Source organism: Treponema sp. TIM-1, from assembly GCF_046533115.1.
In the GTDB taxonomy this organism is placed as follows: Bacteria; Spirochaetota; Spirochaetia; order Treponematales; family Breznakiellaceae; genus JAIRMO01.
Map to the genome: position 1 here is coordinate 1 of NZ_JAJQRC010000052.1, position 18217 is coordinate 18217.

General features: G+C 53.8%; 18 protein-coding genes and 1 tRNA gene. 14 read left to right on the forward strand and 5 right to left on the reverse strand.

Annotated features, from left to right (window positions below; genetic code table 11):
* Positions 1-139: 139 nt before the first annotated feature.
* Positions 140-727 carry a hypothetical protein gene (locus LQZ21_RS13430; RefSeq protein WP_411045033.1) on the reverse strand — a complete coding sequence of 196 codons (588 nt, stop codon included), beginning with the start codon at positions 725-727 and terminating at the stop codon, positions 140-142.
* 191 nt (positions 728-918) lie between these two features.
* Between LQZ21_RS13430 and LQZ21_RS13435 the strand changes: the two genes are divergently transcribed.
* The gene (locus LQZ21_RS13435; RefSeq protein WP_411045034.1) at positions 919-1698 is read left to right on the forward strand and encodes a metallophosphoesterase family protein; all 780 of its coding nucleotides are present in this window, start codon (positions 919-921) and stop codon (positions 1696-1698) included.
* A gap of 37 nt (positions 1699-1735) precedes the next feature.
* On the opposite strand, the gene LQZ21_RS13440 is transcribed toward LQZ21_RS13435, so the two are convergent.
* Both LQZ21_RS13440 and LQZ21_RS13445 read right to left on the reverse strand, forming a co-directional pair.
* Entirely contained in the window at positions 1736-2950 is a 1215-nt protein-coding gene (locus LQZ21_RS13440; RefSeq protein WP_411045035.1) for an FprA family A-type flavoprotein, read from the reverse strand.
* 315 nt (positions 2951-3265) lie between these two features.
* On the reverse strand, positions 3266-3703 hold the full coding sequence (locus LQZ21_RS13445) for a response regulator (RefSeq protein WP_411045036.1): 438 nt from the start codon (positions 3701-3703) through the stop codon (positions 3266-3268).
* Positions 3704-3836: 133 nt separating this feature from the next.
* Here LQZ21_RS13445 and LQZ21_RS13450 point away from each other — a divergent pair, with 133 nt between their 5' ends.
* The 6 genes from LQZ21_RS13450 to argS all read left to right on the forward strand — a co-directional run bounded on the left by LQZ21_RS13450 (position 3837) and on the right by argS (position 11428).
* On the forward strand, positions 3837-4802 hold the full coding sequence (locus LQZ21_RS13450) for a tRNA dihydrouridine synthase (RefSeq protein WP_411045037.1): 966 nt from the start codon (positions 3837-3839) through the stop codon (positions 4800-4802).
* A 96-nt stretch (positions 4803-4898) separates the two neighbouring features.
* Positions 4899-4970, forward strand: a tRNA-Glu gene (locus tag LQZ21_RS13455).
* Between the two features lie 370 nt (positions 4971-5340).
* Positions 5341-7077, forward strand: a complete 1737-nt coding sequence (locus LQZ21_RS13460; RefSeq protein ID WP_411045038.1) for a DUF5312 family protein — start codon at positions 5341-5343, stop codon at positions 7075-7077.
* A gap of 41 nt (positions 7078-7118) precedes the next feature.
* Positions 7119-8837 (forward strand): DUF5312 family protein, encoded by a 1719-nt coding sequence (locus tag LQZ21_RS13465; RefSeq protein ID WP_411045039.1) that lies wholly within the window; start codon positions 7119-7121, stop codon positions 8835-8837.
* Between the two features lie 122 nt (positions 8838-8959).
* Complete coding sequence (locus LQZ21_RS13470; RefSeq protein ID WP_411045040.1) at positions 8960-9625, forward strand: purine nucleoside phosphorylase YfiH/LACC1 family protein; 666 nt, start codon at positions 8960-8962, stop codon at positions 9623-9625.
* A 66-nt stretch (positions 9626-9691) separates the two neighbouring features.
* On the forward strand, positions 9692-11428 hold the full coding sequence (argS, locus tag LQZ21_RS13475) for an arginine--tRNA ligase (RefSeq protein ID WP_411045041.1): 1737 nt from the start codon (positions 9692-9694) through the stop codon (positions 11426-11428).
* 27 nt (positions 11429-11455) lie between these two features.
* Here argS and LQZ21_RS13480 read toward each other — a convergent pair whose 3' ends face one another.
* Positions 11456-12397: an Rpn family recombination-promoting nuclease/putative transposase gene (locus LQZ21_RS13480; RefSeq protein WP_411045042.1), complete on the reverse strand. Its 942-nt coding sequence runs from the start codon at positions 12395-12397 to the stop codon at positions 11456-11458.
* A 197-nt stretch (positions 12398-12594) separates the two neighbouring features.
* On the opposite strand from LQZ21_RS13480, the gene rplU reads away from it, so the two are divergent.
* From rplU to rsfS, 7 genes are all read left to right on the forward strand, one after another.
* Positions 12595-12906, forward strand: a complete 312-nt coding sequence (gene rplU, locus LQZ21_RS13485; RefSeq protein ID WP_411045043.1) for a 50S ribosomal protein L21 — start codon at positions 12595-12597, stop codon at positions 12904-12906.
* A gap of 46 nt (positions 12907-12952) precedes the next feature.
* Positions 12953-13297, forward strand: a complete 345-nt coding sequence (locus tag LQZ21_RS13490) for a ribosomal-processing cysteine protease Prp (RefSeq protein ID WP_411045044.1) — start codon at positions 12953-12955, stop codon at positions 13295-13297.
* Between the two features lies 1 nt (position 13298).
* Positions 13299-13559, forward strand: a complete 261-nt coding sequence (gene rpmA, locus LQZ21_RS13495) for a 50S ribosomal protein L27 (protein ID WP_411045045.1) — start codon at positions 13299-13301, stop codon at positions 13557-13559.
* 100 nt (positions 13560-13659) lie between these two features.
* Positions 13660-14691 (forward strand): GTPase ObgE, encoded by a 1032-nt coding sequence (gene obgE, locus LQZ21_RS13500; RefSeq protein ID WP_411045046.1) that lies wholly within the window; start codon positions 13660-13662, stop codon positions 14689-14691.
* A gap of 73 nt (positions 14692-14764) precedes the next feature.
* Positions 14765-15979, forward strand: coding sequence for a nicotinate (nicotinamide) nucleotide adenylyltransferase (gene nadD, locus LQZ21_RS13505; protein ID WP_411045047.1), 1215 nt, complete (start codon positions 14765-14767; stop codon positions 15977-15979).
* On the forward strand, positions 15979-17199 hold the full coding sequence (locus tag LQZ21_RS13510) for an LCP family protein (protein WP_411045048.1): 1221 nt from the start codon (positions 15979-15981) through the stop codon (positions 17197-17199). Before nadD ends, LQZ21_RS13510 begins: the two co-directional genes overlap by 1 nt.
* A complete protein-coding gene (gene rsfS / locus LQZ21_RS13515) occupies positions 17171-17533 on the forward strand; it encodes a ribosome silencing factor (RefSeq protein ID WP_411045049.1) in 363 nt (120 codons plus the stop codon). Before LQZ21_RS13510 ends, rsfS begins: the two co-directional genes overlap by 29 nt.
* 42 nt (positions 17534-17575) lie before the next feature.
* Here rsfS and LQZ21_RS13520 read toward each other — a convergent pair whose 3' ends face one another.
* Entirely contained in the window at positions 17576-17896 is a 321-nt protein-coding gene (locus tag LQZ21_RS13520) for a hypothetical protein (RefSeq protein WP_411045050.1), read from the reverse strand.
* Positions 17897-18217: the final 321 nt, after the last annotated feature.

Genomic DNA, 18217 nt, shown 5'->3' on the forward strand with positions numbered 1-18217 from the left:
GGCGTTTTCACCGATAGTTCTTTCCTGCTTTCCCCCGAACAAAGAAGAGAATTCAGGTATAAATTCCGGAATATCGAAGCAAAAGTTCGTGATGTTCGTGTCGTTCGTGGTTAATCTTATTCTTCCTGTGTAACATGAGTTACTTAAGCTTTTTTAACTTGCTCAAAAAAAGAAGACTATTGGCCTCCCCCATGGCCTCAAGCCGCGCAAAATCCTCTTTGGTCTCCGTATCGGAGCCGGCAAGGATCAGATCCGTCCCCCGGCGGCGGTACCAGAGGTAATGTTTGTACCGAATTTGGCCCCCCAGATGTTCTTCGTAGATGCGGCGTTCCAAAAATTCCGCCAGGGTAACATGGTTGTCTTCCCCGGCGAGCCAATAGATGTCCTCATTGGTAAAAAACAGCACCACCCGCCTGAACCCTTCCCCCAAAGCGGCGTCATTTTTAAACCCCGCAAAGATCAGATTTTGTTTTCCCAGGCTTAAATCATAGCCCTCAAGCCGGAGCTGCTTCCGCAGATCCGTTATTTCCCGGCGAATTTTGCTGATTTCGTCGGAGTCCTTTCGTTTTGTCTGCAGGTTGGCCCGCCATGTCCGTAATTGAGCTTCATAAAGATAGAATTCCTTGGTTCTGCTTAAAAACAGGGTGGTTTCCGAAAGAAGCGTCCAAATATCCGGGAGAAAATCCTGAAAGACCTGATCCAGTAATGATTGTTTTTTCTTTTTCATCCCCATATCCTGAAAAAAATCCCTCCCCCGTGAATCCGGCCCCGTGCTTTTTAGGGTTTCAAAATCCCCCCTTATTATATATAGTATATGTATAGGGAGCTTCTGGAAAGTCCGGTGGGGGTTTTCCGGCGGTCCCGGCGAAAATCACCCATGCACTCAAGTTTTGGAGAAACTGCTAAAGACCAACGGTAATGCGAATTTTAATAATTTCCGATATACATGCCAATCTGGCCGCCTTTACCGCCGTCCTCAACCGGACCGGGGAAGATCGGGACCTTATCCTCTGCCTGGGGGATCTGGTGGGCTACGGTCCGGATCCCAACGAATGTGTGGAGCTTGCGGCGGAAGTTTCCGCCCATATCCTGGGAGGCAACCACGATCTTGCCGTGGCAAAGGTCATTGACGCCCGGACCTTTGCTGCCCACGCGAAAAGGTCGCTGCGATGGACCGGTTCGGTCCTTTCGGCGGCGAACCAGGCCTATCTTTCCCGGCTCCAACCCCGGCTTGAATACCGGGAAGTATCCCCCGGGGATACCCTCCCGGAACCGATCCTCCTCTCCCACGGGGGGCCGGAGGACCCCATCTGGAGTTACCTCCTCTCCGAATTTGACGCGGACATAGCCTTTCGGGGGGCGGTTTTTTCCCGCTGTTTTTTCGGTCACACCCACCTTCCCTCGGTCTTTATACAGCAAACCAATAAGGCGGACCGGGACATTCTGCCCTGTACCGGCCGTTACGCCCCCCCGGACACGGTGGTGGAGACCGGCCGCCGGGACGCCCGGTTCCTCCTCAACCCCGGAAGCGTCGGTTTTCCCCGGAACGCGGACGAAGCTCCTGCCTGGGACCGGCGCTTTCACGCGGTTGCCCGGTATGCCCTTTTTGACACCCAAAGCGGCCTTTGGCAATTCAAGGGCATCGAATACGATATGGGGGATACCATGGAACGGATGGTGAAATTCGGGTTATGGTGAGGTTCGCTGCTAAAGTGCTTTGGGGTTACCCGGGGGATCAGCCTTCTTTGATGGCTTGGGCCAGTTTTTTTCCCGCTTCTTCCAGGGCCGCCAGGTCCTCGGCGCCGGGGGCACCGGCCCATTCCAGGGCATCGTGACTGGTCCACTTAAGCCCTTCGATAGCCGCCTCGTATTCCTTTTTTGCGCCCCCGACCCAGCCCCAGGAACCGATCCGGAGGACGGTTTTTCCGTAAATATGCTTCCGGCGGAAGATATCCAGGACATAGGCCATGGGGGGAAACATGGCGTACTCGTAGGTGGGCATGGCCAGGACCAGGCCGGCGCTTTTGTAGGCATCCGCCAACACCCAGGATACGTTTTCATCGGGCACCCGGTGTAACGAGTAGGGAACACCCTGGCTCTCTATGCCCCGGATAACCGCGTCCAGCCCTTGTTTGGTATTGCCGTACATGGAACCCCAGATCACGGCAATTTCCTTTTCCGCCGGCCCCTTGGCATAGGAGGCATACCGGAGATACCGGTCGATAATGGCCTGGGGTTTTTTCCGCCATATCATGCCGTGGCTGGGGGCCACCACCTTGATGGGGAGGCCGGCGAGTTTTTGTATCCCCCGTTCCACAAAATTCGAAAAGGACGAAACAATATTGGCGTAATACCGGAGGGTTTCTTTTTCAAAAAAAGCCAGTTCTTCCGGGGTAAATTGATCGTCAAAGATCCGGTCCCCCAGGGCCCCGAAGGATCCAAAGGCATCACAGGAAAACACCGTCCCCGAAAGGGGTTCCCAGGTAACCATGGTTTCGGGCCAGTGGATATTGGGGGTTTCAAAAAAGGTGAGGATCTTCCCGTGCCCCAGATCCAGGGTGTCCCCGTCTCTTACCACCCGCAAACCCTGATCGATATGAAAAAAGGATTTTACCAGGTTTATCCCTTTGGCGGTGGCGAGGATCTCCGCCCGGGGGTTCCTTTCCCTAAATTCCCGAAGCCACCCGGTATGATCCGGTTCAAGGTGGTTGAGAATAAGGTAATCAATGGAACCAAAGTTAAGCCCGACAGAGACCAGCGCCTTTTCCACCTGGCCCGACGCATCGGACCAGTCCCGAAAAAGATCGATCAGGGCGATCTTTTCCCCGGTAACCACATAAGAATTAAGGGAAACCCCCTGGGGAATAGGCCAAATTCCCTCGAATAAGTCGGTGGTCTCGATATCCGCGTGTACCGCGTAAATAGAATCGGAAATAGAATATGCTTTCATAAACCTCTAATAAAAAAAGAAGACTATTTCAAAACCGGAGTTTTGAAACCGCCCCGTCGGTCAATAAGAGGTAGTTTCAAAATCAGTTTTGAAACTGACGTATATGGCTGCTTTTATTGATAGAACCGGGTTTAAAACCAGGTGGTTTTGAATCCGGCTTTGAAAAAAGCGGACTTAAGCCCGCTCTTTCCCCTCAATCTAAGGTCCCCCCGACAAGCGATACTTGTCTTTCAACATTCCGATACTGCCGGACACATGATTTGAAACAACCATGCCTGGCATTACCCGGTAAAAATCAGATAAAACTCCAAAACCTTACCGTTTTAGAACGGAAACAACCCGTTCCAAGACTTTTTTTCGGTCCAGGGGTTTGACAATATAACTTTTAGCCCCCATAAGAAGGGATTTTTTAACCACATCCTCTTTCCCCAGGGCGCTAACCATAATGACCGTCGCATTTTTGTCAAATTCCAATATCTTTTCTAATGCCGAAACACCATCCATTACCGGCATCGTGATATCCATGGTTACCAAATCGACATTCGGATACAATTCTTTGTACTTTTCCACCCCTTGAGCCCCGTCAGCGGCGGTACCCGCAACTTCAAAACCCTCGGAAGTAAAAATTTGGCCAAGTTGTTTTGCGATAAACATGGAATCATCGACTACAAGAACCCGGTAAGAGCTGCCTTCCGGTTTAATACCCTCCGGTGGCTTCTCATTGATGCTGGGCATATCACTCTTTGCTATCATGCGGTACGCTCCTCTACTTATTATACTTTACGGTATAGCATAAGACAAGTCAAGATCCTATTCTATTACCGCAAGGCAAATAAGGAATTACATGGAAAATTATAGTATAAATAAACCGTTATTACTAGCTCCCATGGCGGAGATAAGTCATCGGGCCCTGCGGGAATTGATCGTCTCCTTTGGCGGCTGTGATGAATATTATACGGAAATGATAAGCGCCGGGGCCCTGTTGGGGGGCGGCCCCTACGAGTCCTATTATATCGATGGAGGGCCCTGTCCCGGGCGGGTGGTGTACCAGCTGGCAGGGGCCGACGAGGGACAGTTGGCCGCGGCGGCGGCCAAGCTGGACTGGGTGGAAAAGGCCGGAATCGACATCAATATGGGTTGTTCCGCCCCGGCCATTGTCAGGACCGGCGCCGGCGTCCGGTGGATGGACTCCCCGGATAAGGCGGGGCAGATGATCCGCCGGGTGCGGAGGGCGGTAACCGGGCGCTTAAGCGTAAAACTCAGGATAGGCCCCCGGGATGATCCGGAATACCTCCTCCGGTTCTGCCGGCGCCTTGAATCGGAGGGGGTGGAACAGATCACCCTCCATCCCCGGACGGCCAAGGAAAAGTTTAAGCGCCGGGCCCGCTGGGAATACGTAGGGCTGCTCCGGGGGGCCTTGGGCATTCCCGTGGTGGGTAACGGGGATATAAACAGCGCCGAAGACCTGGTCCGCCGGGCTGCGGGGGACTGTGACGGGGTTATGATCGGCCGCCTCGCGGTGCGCGCCCCCTGGATCTTCGCCCAGGTCCGCGGGCCGGTACTCCCGGCGGTCCTCCCGGAAACGGTCAATCTGGAAGAAATTGCCCTCCGTTTTCTTGAACTTTTGGCGCAATACCAGCCCCGGGACTTCCTTTTAAGCAGGGCCCGCCGTTTTTTTACCTATTTTTGCGATAACCTCCTCTGGGGTACCTATCTCAAGACCCTTTTGGCCCGGGAACCGGAGCTTTCCGCCATGGCCCGTCTCCTCTCGGTCTTTTTTCGGGAGCACCCCGAACAGCGGGATCTGCCCATTCCCCAGGTAAGATACGGGAACCCGCCGCCCCCGGCTTAACGAACATATTGACACCTGGGGAAAGTATGGGTATAGTACATTGCGGTACATTTTGGTACAGGATTGTTCGTTACCGGCGCTGTCAGGGTATATCCGGGCCCCTTCGTCTATTGGTTAGGACATGAGATTCTCAATCTTAAAAGAGGGGTTCAATTCCCCTAGGGGCTAACGTAACACACAGAAGACAGCGGGGAATTGAACCACCTTTGGCCCGCCGACCAACGGGAGGAAAAGGCGCCATGGAGGGCGCCGTCAGGGCCAAAGGACGGCCTGGAGGGAGCAAACAGGAGGTTTGCGAACGGAAGGTTCAATTCCCCTAGGGGCTAACGTAACACATAGAAGACAGCGGGGAATTGAACCACCTTTGGCCCGCCGACCAACGGGAGGAAAAGGCGCCATGGAGGGCGCCGTCAGGGCCAAAGGACGGCCTGGAGGGAGCAAACAGGAGGTTTGCGAACGGAAGGTTCAATTCCCCTAGGGGCTAAACGTAGCATGCAGAAGACAGCAGGGAATTGAACCACAAGACAACGGGGAATTTATGAACCAATCCGGAACCTTCGGTCAGCTTGCTTCAGGATTATCCTTAGAAGAACGACAGGAGCTTTTGGATAAACTCAAGGGTCATTCAGGCCTTTCCCAGGCTCTTTTATATGAAGATAGACACCATTCCGCTTCTGTCATAGCTGAACAGGAACAGTATCATCAATTACCCTGGTATGTACGGTTAAAGTATGTAATTATCAGCTTCTTTAACGGCATCCCCCCAAAACAGCTATTTGAGCACCGCCAGATTGCCCGGATCGGTAAGACAATAAATAGGCGGGCCCCGGGGTATTATGATTATCGCCAGGACCTTCTGCTTCCGAATTTGCGGGAGAAATTGCTACAGCTCAAAAGCGCGGCCCGGTTTTTTTATAATACCCTGGACAAGAGCATCAACCGGGACAAGGGAGCTTTTTATGCCTTTCTGGCTTCTTTGGAAATGGGGGGGATCCACAAGTATCTTTTAAGCGGTACCAATTTTAAAGAGTTGGCCCTTGAAAATCCCACCCTTCAGGAAGGGGAATTGCGCCAGCTGGCGCTTAACAACCTTGAACAGAGCCTCTACCTTATTACCGAAGATGAAAAAAGACGGATGTACGCCAATGTCCGCTCGTTAAATTACCTCAAAGCCCTGTCCACCTTCTCATTTGACCGGATTATCCTGAGTTTTACCGTCAGCCCGGGGCAGGGCGATCTTGTTTGTAAGGGTACCATAGTGGAAGCCCCCCTGATGATCCTGCAGAATGTATTGTTCTCTCTAAAACCGGTGCCCCCCATGGCCTTGCTGGAATCCCTTTTTATTTTTACCCTGCAGGAATATAAAGAGGAGCCCCCCTTAGATATTACCATAGAGATGCGGCGCCTCCTTTCTATAGCGGAAAGCGATCTGGTGATCATCAGGGATTTTAACCGGGAGGTACCCCTCACGTTGATCCTCCGTTGTATCAGTCGGGATGTGGGCCTGCTGCCCAAAGAAATAGGCGGCGGCGAAGATTGGTTCGTGGCGTACCGGGACTATTGGAAACGGCAGGTGGATACGCAATTCAACGAATATAAACGGATGTGCCAGCATAAAGAACTGGTAGATACCCTCCATCGGTTTCTTAAGGGAGGCGCTTTAAAAACCCTACACTATGTGGTTTCCCAGTACAACCCTGACGGTTTTCCCCTCCCCCAGGGCTTGGCCCTTTCCTTCTTAATAACTTTTTATTCGAATATTTTTATGCCGGATATTTATCAGGTTCTTAGGGTTATCATGATAGAAGGCGAGTTTTATCGAGTGGAAAGCCGGACCCAGTTCACCGAGATTTACAACGAAATCATGAAGATTGAGGAGGTCATCCGGCAATTTGAATTCCAACTATCCCCCGAAGGAAAGTATGGAAGCGCCTATTTCTTGTCGGATTCGGAACCGTCCCCCGGTCCTTTAAGACGCCGCAAGGTTCAGCGGCTGATTAACGAGGCCTCCTCCGAAGCCGAAGGGATCATCACCACCGTCAAACAGACTATCGCGGAAATGATAAAAATCCTGGGGGGGTTTATACGGAAAGAAACCGATGGAAATTATGATGCCCTGGCGAATATCATGCAAATTTCCTCAAATACTCCCGGTTTTATCAGTGGTATTGGTAATTCCATACACCGGTTTCAGCAAGTCTTGCAGTTTTTGGATACTATTGATATGCTGGAATCGGGAAGAAAAAAGGATGAAATTCCTTTTTTTCCCGCATAGGAGCAGTGTAAGACCTTGACCCGTTTGGTAAGCATTACTTTGTGTTTTTAATTATGGAAGACTCCTCTATTTTCGGTAAATTGGCCGCGGGGCTTTCCCCGGTCGAGCGGAAAATTTTTCTTGCAAAACTCAGTCAGTATTCTTCTCTTCCCCGGGAAATTCTGTATGAAGCGCAAAATGAGGCGGCTTCCATACCAATTCATCAAGTAGCATATAGCCAGCTTCCCTGGTATGTACGGGCGTTTTTTGTGGTTTTGAGTTTTTTAAAGGGAACCTCCCCGATACGGTTCTTCGAGAACCATCAAGTAGCCATAATAGGTAAGTGGATAAACGAACGGGCTCCGGGAATTTACGATTATCAACGGGATCTCCTGCTGCCGGAACTGTATGAAAAATTGGTTAACCTCAAAGATGCCGCCCGTTTCTTTTACAAGGTCCTGGACCAGAGTATTAATCGGGACAAGGGGGCTTTTTATGCCTTTCTGGGCTCCCTGGAGATGGAGGAAATCCACAGCCGCCTCAATAAGGAGACCGATCCTGAGCTGCTTATCGCCGAAAACCCCAAAGCCTCCGAGGCGGAACTGCGCCAGCTGGCCGTGGGTAGCATGGAAAAGACCCTGGCCCTGATCACCGAAGGGCAAAAAAACACCATGTATGCCAATACCCGTTCTTTACATTGCCTTAAAGCCCTATCCACCTTCCTTTTTGACCGGCTCATCCTGAATTTCTCCGATCATGCGGCGTCCAAAGGCCCGGTTTGTACCGCCGGTATGGTAAAGGACCAATTAATCATCCTGCAAAATGTGTTGTTTTCTTTAAAATACGCCCCTTCCCTGGCTTTGCTGGAATCCCTTTTTGTTTTTACCCTCCAGGAGGGGCAGAAGGATAAAAAAATGGATATGGGGATGGAAATGGACCGGCTCCTCTCCCAGGCGGAAAAATCCCTGGGTATCATCCATGATTTTAACCAGGAAGTCCCCTTAACCCAGATATTGCGCTGTACCTGCCGGGATTTGACCATGAGCCCGCTGGATATCAGCGGTGGGGAGGATTGGTTTTTAGTGTACCGGGACCATTGGAGACGGTATGTGGAGGATCGGTTTACCCAGTATATCCAGGTCAATGGCCAACAGCGGCTGATAGATTCGATCAATCAATTTTTTAAGCGGACCAATTTAAAATGGTTGAACTATGTGGCTTCCGATTCCAATCCCCAGGGGTTTCCGCTGAAGGGTAAACTCTGTCTGTCCTTTCTCCTCACCTTTTATTCGTCGATTTTTGTGGAAAAACTCAATGAGCCCTTTGAATCCATCCTGCTGGGGGGGAACTTTTATAACCGGGAAGATCGGACCGCTTTTACCGAAAGTTACAATGAACTCATGAAACTTGAGGAAACCATACGGCAGTTTGAAATGCGGATCTCCCCGGTGGGGGAATTGGGGAAACGGTATGCCGCTACCCAGGTGGATAGGACCATTTCTTCATCAAGACGCCATAAGCTCCTCTCGGTCACCGACGAAGCCAACCAGGAGGTTTTTAATATTGTGGGAAGTGTCGGGACCGCCCTGGAAAGCATCATCAATATATTGGGGAGAATATTAAAATCCACCCCCTCCGGAGAATCCGAAGTCCTGATGAATCTGACCCAACTTGCGGGCAAGGGGACTGGCTTTATAACCACCCTTAAAGAGTCCCTGGATCAGCTGCAAGAGACCCTTAGGTTCTTCAATGATATAATTGCCCTGGAATTAAGGAAATAGCCGTGCGGATTTACCCCTTCAGCCTCGCATTTTCCGGTTCCCATGCGGAATTTCCTTTTTTCTTTGAGGGTTTTCAACCGGATGGGATTTCCTGTTTGATTTCTTCCCGGGCTGCGGGTACTATGGCATATGCCGGGGGGGAACACGCCCGGGAAGATTTTTGTAAAGCCCTGGACCTGGATCCCGCCCGGGTTTACGGGGTAACCCAGGTTCATTCCCGTCTGGTCCTGGCTCTGGACCGGCACAGCCCGCAGGACCGGCCCCAGGCCGACGGTTTGGTAAGCCGGGACCGGGATATTTGGCTTTCAGTTACCGTGGCGGATTGTCTGCCGGTGTACCTCTTGGATACCGAAAGCGGCGCCTTCGGCATCCTCCATTCGGGTTGGAAGGGGACGGGGATAGTCCTCACGGCCCTGACCCTGATGAAGGAACGTTGGAACACCCGGGCCGAGGCGGTGGCCGTGGTCCTAGGCCCCGGTATTGGGTCCTGTTGTTACCGGGTGGATGAAGGGCGGGCCCGGGTCTTTGAGGAGGAATTCGGCGGGGCCGGCGGCGACTATCCCCTGGGACCGGTGGTGATCCGCCGTCGCCGGAACGGATCGGGCCCGGCGGACCCCTTTCTGGACCTTCGGGCCGCCAATGCCCGGCTTTTGGCCGGGGCCGGGGTGCGGAACCTCGCGGTTTGCGGGGACTGTACCGTTACCGATGAACGGCTGGGTTCCTTCAGGCGGGAAGGTAAGGACTATACCAGGATGATCGCCCTCATCGGCCCCAAACCCCGGGTTTAGCGGTGGAGTCTAGGCGGAACCCGGTTGGATTTGAAAAAGCCGCGGGTTTTTTAAAGAGGAATAGCCATGTACGATTTTAAAGAAGGGTGGAAGCATCGGATCGCCGAAACCTTAAATAAACTGCTTCGGGAGGCGGGCCTGGAGGGGAATATCAGCCCCTCCGCGGTGATCGTCGAAATTCCCCCCAAACCGGAACTGGGGGATCTGGGGTTCCCCATGTTCAGCTTTGCGAAACTGCTGCGGAAGGCCCCCCCCCAGATAGCCCGGATGGTGGCGGACAACCTGGGTGAACCGGGCTCCTTTGCCGCCGAAGGCCCCTATGTCAATGTCCGGCTAAACCGGGCGGAGGTCGCCGCTTCCCTGCTGGGGAAGCTATCGGCCCCTTCCTTCGGCCGTCCGGGAACCCTGGCGGGTTCCCGGATCATGGTGGAATTTTCCAGCCCCAACACCAATAAACCCCTCCACCTGGGGCACCTCAGGAACGATGTCCTGGGGGAAAGCATCTCCCGGATCCTTGCCGCCTGTGGGGCCGAGGTCCGCAAGGTCTGCATCATCAACGACCGGGGGGTGCATATCTGTAAATCCATGCTGGCCTACCGGGAATACGGTCAGGGGAAAACCCCCGAATCCGAGGGGGTAAAAAGCGATCATTTTGTGGGGGACTGGTATGTTAAATTCCACACCATGAGCAAGGAAAATCCCGCGGCAGAGGAACAGGCCCAGGAAATGCTCCGCCAATGGGAACAGGGAGACCGGGAAATAGTGGCCCTGTGGGAAAAGATGCGGGAATGGACCGTACAGGGGATGAAAGAAACCTACGAGCGTACCGGGGTCTCCTTTGATCAGTACTACTACGAAAGTCAGACCTACCTCTCCGGCCGGGAGGAGGTCCTCAAGGGGCTGGACCGGGGGATCTTTTATCGGGAGGAGGACGGTTCGATCTGGGTGGACCTGACCGCGGAAAAACTCGACAAAAAGGTACTCCTCCGCAAAGACGGAACCTCCCTGTATATCACCCAGGACTTCGGTACCGCCATCCACCGCCACCGGGACTGGCCCTTTGATCGGCTTATCTATGTGGTGGGTTCGGAACAGCAGTACCATTTTCAGGTGCTTTTTACTCTGCTAAAAAAGCTGGGGTTTGACTGGGCGGAGAACCTCTACCACCTCTCCTACGGCATGGTAAACCTCCCCGAGGGCAAGATGAAGAGCCGGGAAGGTACGGTGGTGGACGCCGACGACCTCCTGGACAGCCTGAAAGCCCTGGCCCTGCAGGAGATCCGGGATAAGGACCGGGAGGCCGCCGTGGGGGATTCCGGGGAAACAGCGGAAAAAATAGCCCTGGGGGCCCTCCACTACTACCTGCTCCAGGTATCCCCCCTCAAGGATATGCTTTTTGACCCCCAGGAATCCCTGGCTTTTAACGGCAATACCGGCCCCTACCTTCAGTATATGGGGGCCCGGATTTCCTCCATGCTCCGCAAAGAGGAGGGGAGCGCCGCCGCCCGGGGCACGGTTACCCCGGAACTCCTCTCGGGGGACGCGGAATGGGAACTCCTCAAAACCCTGGCCGCTTACCCCGAGTCCATAGCCGCCGCCGCTGCCCGGATGGACCCCTCCCTCCTCGCGGCCTATCTCTACGAACTCTCCAAAACCTTCAGCCGTTTCTACCACGACTGCCCCATCCTCAACGCCGAAACCCCGGACCTGGCCGCCACCCGCCTGGCCCTCTGCCGGGGGGTACTCCGGGTACTCCGGGACGCCCTGGACCTCATCTGTATACCCTTCCTGGTCTCCATGTAGGCCGGCGGAACACCCCCGGCCGCCCCCCTATAGGGGAATTTCCCCGGGGGCTAATCCGGTGGCCCGGGCGATCTGGTCGGGGCTCAGCCCCATGGTCAGTAATTTCCGGGCGATTTCCCGCCGCTCTTCAAATAGATGCTGCTCTTCCTTCTTCAATCCGATGAGTTCCCCCTTCTTCAAGCCGATAAGTTCCCCCTCCACTAAGCCATCCCTACGGGCCTGAACCATTTCACTTTGCCGGTCCAGCCTATACTTGTATTCACTCTCCAGCCGGGCCCGTTCCGCTTCGTCTTTGCTGATCGACAGTAATACTTCCCCCGCCATAGCTATTCCCTCCTCATAGGTCAGGATCTTGTTGATCACATCCCGCTGCTGCGGATCCGTCACATACCGGAAGAATACGGTCCACCGCTCCGCCGGGGACATCTCCGATACCGGTTCCCCCAACAGTCCCGCCGCTTTCTCTAATTCTACCACAATAATCCGGGTCCTTCCACCTAAACTCACCTTGTTTTCTTGGTCGTAGTAGCGAAACTGATGGACCGGCGGTTCATCTCCAAAGAGCCGCTTCCGGCCGATGATGGCTATTTGGTAGGTATGGGTGAGGTCGCCGAAGGTCTTGTCCGCACCCTGGATATCCTGGCTGGAGTAAAGCCGGGCGGCATAATACTCCAGGCGGAGGGCTTCAAAGCCCTGGGGGTTGAGGGTCATTTCGACATTAGCCAGTTCCCCCTGATCAAACCGGACCCGGATATCGTAGCGGATCTGACGGTCTCCACGCCCGAGCGCAGGGGGTTCATTGGCTACTACGGCGAGGACATCGACGGAACGACCTATAAAGGCAGAGATGAGCCGTTTGAGGGCGCCCTGAGAGGGGGGAATATCTTGGGTAAAGATCGCTTTGAAGACGTTGTCCCAACAGATGTCGATGATATCATCCTCGGGGGAAAAAAGAATAGGGTATCGCATGGTATAAACCTCCATCCTCTATACGGCTCGGGGATGGAATATGCTTCAATAGGAGAAGAAAAAACAGTAATAATATCCGTTTTATAATGCCGCAAACCTTATTTTCGGTTACTTTTTCGATGACCTGCGACCCCTTGACGAACCACGACGTTTTATCTTAAGATAAAATATTATTATGGTTTTAAGGATGTTTTCTCATGTATGTTTTAATGGAATTTAAAGGTAAGCAGTACAAAGCCGAAAAGGGCGCCCTGTTAAAGGTGGATAGAATAGATGCCGAGCCGGGCGCCGAACTGGACATAGATTCGGTACTCCTCCATTCGGGGGATACGGTATCCGTGGGGACCCCCTATATAGCGGGCGCCAGGGTGCAGGCCGTGGTGGAACGTCACGGTAAGGACCGGAAGATCATTGTCTTTAAGTACAAGCCCAAAAAGGATTACCGGCGCAAACAGGGGCATCGTCAGGGGTATTCGATCATTAAGATCGGGGATATCACCGGGGTCTAAGGGCGTCCGGGCTTGTCCCGGCAAATATGCGGAAATGTAAACCGGGATGATAACCATCGACGTGGTTTTGGATGTTGCGGGGATCCTCAAGTCCTGCAAGGTTACGGGCCACGCTGGGGCGGGACCGAAAGGTTACGATATTGTCTGCGCCGCCGTGTCGATCCTGACGAAAACCGCCCTGAAGACCCTTACGGGCAGGGAAGGCATTATCGTCCGGGTCCCGGCGGGCGTTCCGGAACGGGGGCGCTTTGGGATGGAAACGGACTATACCGGCAACGGCAGGGATTTTCTTGCTGCCGCCGGGGCTTTTTTGCTAGAAGGTTTGGTTTCGGTCTCGGAGGCGTATCCCGACTATTGTACTATGAATATTCATAACGAGCGGAGGAAGTAATATGGCCCGGAAAAGAGGCGGCAGCGGTGCGAAGAACGGCAGGGACTCAAATCCCCAATATTTAGGGATCAAGGCATCGGGAAATACCCTGGTAAAGGCGGGAACCATTATTGTCCGGCAGCGGGGTACCAAGATCCATCCCGGGCCGAATGTGGGCTGCGGGGGGGATTATACCCTCTTTGCCAAGGTAGACGGACGGGTTGCTTTTTCCAGCCGCCGGGGCCGGAAACTGGCCGGGGTTATACCCGTCGCCGCGGAATAGGTCTTTGCCGGTTTGGCCCGGACCCTGCTGAGGACGGCGCTTTGTTTTTTAATGGCCTTTTTGCCGAATTCCGGTTTTGAAAGAGGTCCCCGGTAAAACCGTGGAAAAATTTGCGGATGAAGCCCTTATCGAAGTTTCCTCAGGTTCCGGCGGGAACGGTTGTGTCAGTTTCCGGCGGGAAAAGTATGTTCCCCTGGGAGGTCCCTCGGGGGGCGACGGCGGCCGGGGGGGGGACGTGATTTTTGAAGTCCGCCGCAACCTGAGAACCCTGGCCCATCTGCGGTATAAACAGTCCTTCAAGGCACAAAACGGCCGGGACGGGGAGGGATCCCAGCGTTACGGCCGGGCCGGGGCCGATGTGGTCATTCCCGTTCCCCCGGGCACGGTGTTAAAGGATGCCGCTACCGGGGAAATCATTCGGGATTTCGGCCGGGACGGGAATTCCTTTGTGTTCCTCCGGGGGGGGAACGGCGGTTGGGGCAATATCCACTTTAAGTCATCGGTAAACCAGGCCCCCCGGAAGGCCCTGCCGGGGAAACCGGGGGAAGTGCGGCGGCTCCGGGTGGAACTGCGGATTTTAGCGGATATAGGCCTCGTAGGCTTTCCCAACGCGGGCAAATCTTCCCTCCTGGACCGTTTTACCAATGCCCGCCCCAAGATTGCCCCCTATCCTTTTACCACCAAAATACCCAACTTGGGGGTGCTGACCCTGGATGACCGGGACATCATCATCGCCGATATTCCGGGGCTCATTGAGGGGGCCTCCGGCGGTTCGGGGCTGGGGATCCGTTTCCTCAAACATATTTCCCGTACCGCGGCCCTGGCTTTTCTTATTGACCTTTCCGCGGATAATTGGCGCGAAGCCGGTGACGTTTTGTATAAGGAACTGGAAGCCTTTTCTCCTGAATTGGTCCAAAAGCCCCGGGTGATCCTAGGAACCAAAACGGACCTGCCCGGTACCGGAGAAAGACTGGAGGTCCTCAAGGCCCGCTACGACGGGGAACAGGTCCGGGGGATTTCGGTTTTTTCCGGGGAGGGTATCCCGGAGCTGGCCCGGGTCTTTGGCCGGCTGGCGAATTCCCCCGGGCAGGAAGCGGTGAGCCCCCCGGAGCTTCATTCGGAGGGATTCTGATACCCAACACCCGTTTGCCCGGGGAACGGCGGCGGGGAAGCTTATTTTTTGAACTAAGGGAGGTCCCTTATCGGTGAAGATCGCGATTTTGGGAGGTAGTTTTAACCCGGTTCATCTGGGGCATCTTTTTCTCGCCGACGGAGTCATTTCCGCTTTCGGGTATGACCGGGTCATCATGATCCCCACCTTTCAATCCCCCTTTAAACCCGGCGCCCCGATTACCTCGGCCGAGGACCGGCTGGATATGCTGGCCGCTTCCATTACCGCCGATCCCCGGCTTACTGTGGATGATAGTGAAATTCGCCGGCAGGGGGTGTCCTATACCATTGATACCCTGGGGGATATTGAAAGGCGCTACCTGCCCCAGGGGAAGCCTGCCCTGATCCTGGGGGATGATTTAGCCCGGGATTTTCCCCAATGGAAAAAGGCCCAGGAAATCGCGGAACGGGCGGATATCATTATCGCCCACCGGATAAGTTCCGAGGAACTCCCCTTTCCCTTTCCCCATCGGCGGCTCAAAAACGACATCATGGACCTCTCCTCCGGGATGGTCCGGGATCGGATCCGGCAGGGGGAAAGCTGGCGATACCTGGTACCGCAGGCGGCCCGGCTCATCATTGAGGACCGGGGCCTCTATGGGGTGACACCTGCGGCCGTTCCCCGGAGCCCCGAACCGGTCCTTTCCGGCGGGGAGGGGAGCGGTTCCCCCACCGTTTCCTGGGCGCTTATCGGCGAGATAGAAACCGTGGTCCGCCATACCCTGGCTTCGGGCCGCTTTCTCCATTCCCGGAATACCGCCCTCCTCACCTATGATATCTGTCTCCGGTTTCATCTGGACGCCGCTGCGGGTTACCTGGCGGGGATAGCCCATGATATGGCTAAACCGCTCCCGGAGGATGTATTGATCCGCCTTGCCGGTAGTGACGGTCAGGGGATCTCCCCCCTGGAATATAAAAAAGTTTCCCTCCTCCACGCCCGGGCCGCCGCGGTCTTGCTCAAGGACCGGTTTGGCGTTCATAATGAAAGTATCCTGGAGGCGGTACGGTTCCATACCACCGGCGATATGTCCATGGGCCCCCTGGCAAAGGCGGTTTTTATTGCCGATAAAATCGAGCCTTCCCGGCAGGAGGTAGATCCCCGGCTCCGGGAGCTAAACCGCTACCATGACTTGGAAGATCTATTTACCGCGGTGGTGGACGAAACCGTGGTTTATCTCTCCTCCCGGAACGTGGATATATCGGAGAGTACCAAGCGGCTGTTGGCGGCGATCCATAAGAGGAGGATGTGATGAAAAGGGTCAGGACCGATGCGAGTCTTCTGCTCCTGGTTATCATGGTCGTACTGCTGGGGGGAGGGGTGTTTTTTGTTCTCCGCAGCTTGCGGTCCGACCCCATCGAAGAGGCCCTTTCCCAGGATCGGGTTATCAACACTCTTTTTATTATAGAAAAGGAGGGAAAGCCCCTCTGTTCTTATGTACTTTTCTATTATCCCTCTACCAAACGGGCCGCGGTTTTTGATATTCCCGGCGAGGTGGGGCTTATTATTCCGCGTATAAACCGGGTGGACCGGATAGATACCCTCTATGATCCCCAAAAAATTTCCGCCTTCGAGGGAGAGATCGGAAGTCTTTTGGGGATAGATATCAATAATTCCGTCGTTTTGACCATGGAAAACCTGGGTAAAATCGTGGATTTGATCGAAGGGGTGGAAATATTCATCCCCGCGGCGGTAGAAATTTACGATGACCCCCCGATCCTCTTTCCGTCGGGGATTACCCGGCTTGACGGGGATAAGGCCCAAGCCTATATCACCTATGAACTCCCCGAGGAGGCTCCCGAATTGACCCAATTCCGCAGGCAGCGGTTTTTTATGGGCTTAATCCAGGGTCTGGGGGAAAAAAACGGGGCCCTCAAAAATTCCCGGATGGCCCGGTTATGTCAGTCCTTCATGAAGACCAATATGAACCAGCATACCCGGATTCGGCTTTTTGACGAATACGCCGGAATTGATACCGACCGGGTGGGGATCCATTCCGTTGGGGGGATTAACCGGGTTGTTTCGGGCCAAAACCTGCTGTTCCCCTCCTATGACGGCAACCTCATCAAAGAAATCGTGCGCCAGGCCCTAAGTTCCCTTACCCGTCAGGAGGAAGGGGCCCTCAGTGAACGGATCTTTACCGTGGAGGTCCTCAACGGAACCGCCACGACCGGTCTTGCGGGAAGGACCGCCGAACTTCTTCGGGGTTTTGGATACGATGTTATTTCCATTGGAAACGCCGATCGTAACGATTATGAAAAAACAGAGATAATCGACCGTTCCGGACATGAGGATATCGTCAATACCTTTGCGGAGGTGCTGCGGTGTAAAAACATCCGCTACGAATCCATGGACCGGGGTGAATTGGAAATAGAGGCGGATATGGATTTACAAAATTTTGAATATAAATCTGATTTTACCCTGGTTTTGGGAAGGGATTTTAATGGACGATACGTTACCGATGGACAATAAAGCCGCCGCCCTGGCCCTGGGGGGGCTCCTGCGGGAGCATAAGGGTGGGGATGTGGTAGTCATGGACCTCCGGGCCCTGTATATATGGACGGATTTTTTCGTCATCGCCACGGTTTCCTCCCATACCCATCTCCAGGGACTGGAGCGGTACATCCGGGAGTTCGCCCATCAGCATGGGTTGGATATCCGCAGGAGTTCCCATAAACGGTCCCTTGACGACGAGTGGAACCTGATAGATATGGGCAATATCGTTATCCATCTAATGACAACAAAATCCCGCTCTTTTTATGAGCTGGAACGACTTTGGAGCGCCGCTGAGATCCTAAACTTTTAAAAAATGCCTGCCCCGGGACCTGTTTTCTAACAACGACCGACACTATTCCTCAAAATCGTCGTAATCCACATCTTCTTCATAGTCGAAATCATCGTCCTCGTCGTCGAAATCATCGTCCTCGTCATCAAAATCATCGTCCTCGAAATCGTCATCAAACCCGTCGTCCATGTCGTCGAAATCATCTTCTTCGTCAAGATCGTCCTCATCCTCATCTTCGTCATCGAAGATAAAAAAAGGAAGGGGAAACTTATCGTGGCGCTCGTCCAACAGGGGAATCATGGCGAGTTCGTATGACAAACCTAAGTCGTCCGCGGGGCTCCGCCTGGTATTCATGGTCTCATCCAGAACCATCGTTTTCTCCATATTAAGATTATTTCTCTTGAAACATAAGGGAGAGTTTCAGTATCTGTCAACTACTTTCTGCGTAATTAAGCATTTTTTTTGTTTTTTTTCTCTTTTGGCGGCCCCCGGGTAAAAAGCAGCTCCCGGCGTCCTAAGGGGCGTGATACCCTTTACAGAACTTCGCCTTTTTTGGTATAGTTCTTTTGCGGGTTTTGTCCCTAAGTCAGCGGACCTGAGGGACAGCCCTGGTAGGTTGATTCGTTGCGAAGGGTACATACCCCGGCCCCTTGGGGCGGAACCAAGGGTATGTACCCTGAGTCAAATACCTTATGAGAACAACAT